The sequence below is a fragment of the Paracoccus sp. (in: a-proteobacteria) genome (assembly GCF_030536915.1).
Taxonomy (GTDB): Bacteria; Pseudomonadota; Alphaproteobacteria; order Rhodobacterales; family Rhodobacteraceae; genus Paracoccus.
In genome coordinates this window covers 1-2,945 of record NZ_JAUNPC010000167.1, presented here as the reverse complement: position 1 = coordinate 2,945, position 2,945 = coordinate 1, and the positions used below count along the sequence as shown (strand labels likewise).

The window sequence follows — 2,945 nt, the reverse complement described above, 5'->3', positions numbered from 1 at the left end:
GACCGGGGCGGTGACGCCGCCGAGGATGGCCACGCTGGTGGCGCTGGCGGGGATCGCGGCGCTGTCCATGAACGTGTTTCTGCCGTCGCTGCCCGGCATGGCGCGGCATTTCGGCGTCGAATACGGGGTGATGCAGCTTTCGGTCTCGGCCTATCTCGGGGCCTCGGCGGTGGTGCAGCTTCTGGTCGGGCCGATCAGCGACCGCTGGGGGCGCCGCCCGGTGATGCTGGGGGCGCTGGCGATCTTTCTGGCCGCGACGGCCGGGACGCTGCTGGCCCCGAACGCGGGCTGGTTCCTGGCCATGCGGATGGTCCAGGCGGTGGTGACGACGGGCCTCGTGCTGTCGCGGGCGGTGGTGCGCGACATGGTGGCGGGGGCGGCGGCGGCCAGCCGGATCGGCTATGTCACCATGGGCATGGCGGTGGTGCCGATGCTGGCCCCGGTCGCGGGCGGGGCGCTGGAACAGCTTTGGGGCTGGAAGGCCAGCTTCACCGCGATGTTCGCCCTCGGGCTGGCCGTGCTGCTGCTGGCCTGGGCCGACATGGGGGAAACCGCGCGCGGGGGCCTGCCCTTGCGCGCCCAGTTGCGGGCCTATCCGGTGCTGGCGCGGTCGGGTCGGTTCTGGGGCTATGCGATGGCGGCGACACTGGCCTCGGGGGCGTTCTTCGCCTATCTGGGCGGCGCGCCTTTCGTGGGCGAGGAGGTGTTCCACCTGACCCCGGCCGAGGTCGGCTACTGGTTCGCCGCGCCCTCGATCGGCTACCTTTTGGGCAACTATGCCTCGGGGCGCTGGTCGATGCAGTGGGGCATGGACCGGATGATCCTCTGGGGCGCGGTGGTGACGGTGGCGGCGGTAGGGGGCGCGCTGGCCGCGAACCTTGCGCAGTTGCACCATCCGCTGGCCTTCTTCGGGGCGGTGGCGGTCATGGGGCTGGGGAACGGCATGGTCATGCCCAATGCCAATGCCGGGATGATGAGCGTGCGGCCCGATCTTGCCGGCACCGCCAGCGGCCTTGGCGGCGCGCTGGCCGTCGCGGGGGGCGCGGCGCTGGCGGCGCTGGCGGGTTATTTCCTTGTGCCGGGCGCCGGGGCCGCGCCGCTGCTGGTCATCATGCTGCTGTCGGCGCTGGGGTCGCTTGCCGCCGTGCTGGCGGTGTGGGCCGCGCGGTAAGGCCCCGCGCGCGGGCGGGTTCAGCCAAGGACCGCCACGCCCTCGGCCCCGGCCGCCCGCATCAGCGCGCGGTCCAGCGTCGCCAGCGCCGCGCCGTGGCGCAGGGCGGTTTCCAGATACAGGGCGTCATAGGCCGTCAGCCCGTGGCGGCGGGCAAGGTCGATCACCACCGCCCCCTCGGGCGAGGTGTCCAGCGTGATCGCCAGCGCGTCGAATGTGCCCAGCAACTGTTCCACGGTGCCCGCGGGCAGCCGGCCCCGGCGTTCGCTGACCAGCAGGATGTTGCGCAGTTCCACCCACAGAAGCCAGGGCGCCAGCACCGCGTCATGGCTGACCAGCGCCGGGCCGAGGTCCAGCCCGCTTTCATCCGGCATCGCCCAGCCGATCAGCGCCGAGGCATCGACGACCAGGCTCACCGCCGGCCTTCGTCGCGGGCCGACAGGATCGCCGCGGGGTCCAGCGCGATGCCGCGGGCGGCAAGCTTTGCCCGCAGGGCGTCCATCCGGGCGACGGCGGCGGCGCGGTCGCTGCCCTGCCCCGCCGGCACCAGCCGCGCCACCGGGGCGCCACGGCGGGTAATGAGAACCGACTCGCCCGCTTCGGCGGCGGCGAGCAGTTCCGACAGGTGGGTCTTGGCCTCGAAGGCGCCAATCTCGCGCATGGGGATTCCCTTTGACTGGTTGGCAGTCTAGTCTGTTACGGGAACCTGTCAATGCCAGAGGTGAAGGTGCTTGCCGCTTTCCCCTTTGTTCTTCGGCGTCTTCCCCGCGGGAAAGGTCAGGAAGCTGTGCCGTTGGGACTACCTTCCCCGCGGGGAAGATCACCAATCTTCGGACGCTGTGCCGATAACCTTCCCCGTGGGGAAGATCGGCGTGGGGTGCCGCTGGACTGCCACCTTCCCCGTGGGGAAGATCAGCCCCCACCTTCCCCGCGCCTGCCATCTTCCCTGCGCCAGAGGTCAGGCTGACGAATGACCGCCTCGGCCACCTTCCCCGCGGGGAAAATCCCTGCCCCCAAGGCTGGACTGCCACCTTCCCCGCGGGGAAGATCAGTCCAGCCGCGCCAGCATCTCGGCCACGGCGGCTTCCAGCTTGCGGCGGTCGATGGTGGAAAAGTCGCGTGGCAGCCGGATCTCCAGCCGCCCGTTGGTGGCGGTGCAGCGGGCGCTGCCCTGCGGGCGGGCGATCTGGAAGCTGGTGCGCGCCCTGCCCGCCGGCACCGGTACCTGCGGGGCGCGCGGCTTCGCACCCGCATCCTCTGCCCCCTCCCCCTGCCCGGCATGGCGGCGCAGCACCTCAAGCTCGTCCCTGACCGAGCGCGTGTCCCAATCCGCAAGATCGGCGCGGATCATGCCCACCAGCCCGGGCACCTCCTCAAGCCGCTGCGCGAGCGCAAGGCCCAGGGCGCGCGGGATCTCGTGGGGGTAAAGCAGCAGGCCCTCCAGCCGCTCGACCACCGGGATGAAGGCGCGGATGTAGCTGCGCTTCTGGTAGCCCGCCGACTTGAACAGCACCGCCACCGCCTTTTCGGGATCGGTCTCGCCGGTTTCCGGGTCCATGGCGTAATGCAGCGCCATCTGCGCCATCTCGGCAAAGGACAGGTCCTTGCGGACGAGATTCTCGTCCACCATCCGGCGGTACAGCGAGTCCAGCCCGTCGCCCCGCGCCGCGATGCCGGCCGGGATGCGGCCCCAGCGCCCGGCGTCGCCGGTTTCCGCCAGAAGCTGGCGATAGGCGGCAAGTCGGCGCCAGCCCTGGATCAGCTCGTAGCGCCC

The 2,945-nt window shown here is 71.5% G+C and carries 4 protein-coding genes; 1 reads left to right on the top strand and 3 read right to left on the bottom strand.

The genetic code is table 11. From position 1 onward, the window contains the following. Nucleotides 1–25 precede the first annotated feature (25 nt). Nucleotides 26–1,171, top strand: a complete 1,146-nt coding sequence (locus Q4F04_RS15255; protein WP_303370646.1) for a multidrug effflux MFS transporter — start codon at nucleotides 26–28, stop codon at nucleotides 1,169–1,171. Nucleotides 1,172–1,191: 20 nt separating this feature from the next. On the opposite strand, the gene Q4F04_RS15250 is transcribed toward Q4F04_RS15255, so the two are convergent. The 3 genes from Q4F04_RS15250 to Q4F04_RS15240 form a co-directional block, all read right to left on the bottom strand. Continuing rightward, nucleotides 1,192–1,587 carry a type II toxin-antitoxin system VapC family toxin gene (locus Q4F04_RS15250; RefSeq protein WP_303370645.1) on the bottom strand — a complete coding sequence of 132 codons (396 nt, stop codon included), beginning with the start codon at nucleotides 1,585–1,587 and terminating at the stop codon, nucleotides 1,192–1,194. Beyond that, on the bottom strand, nucleotides 1,584–1,832 hold the full coding sequence (locus Q4F04_RS15245; RefSeq protein ID WP_303370644.1) for a type II toxin-antitoxin system Phd/YefM family antitoxin: 249 nt from the start codon (nucleotides 1,830–1,832) through the stop codon (nucleotides 1,584–1,586). The genes Q4F04_RS15250 and Q4F04_RS15245 overlap by 4 nt, the downstream gene beginning before the upstream one ends. A gap of 387 nt (nucleotides 1,833–2,219) precedes the next feature. Beyond that, nucleotides 2,220–2,945 (bottom strand): replication protein (locus Q4F04_RS15240; RefSeq protein WP_303370643.1); only part of this gene is annotated, 726 nt, incomplete at its 5' end.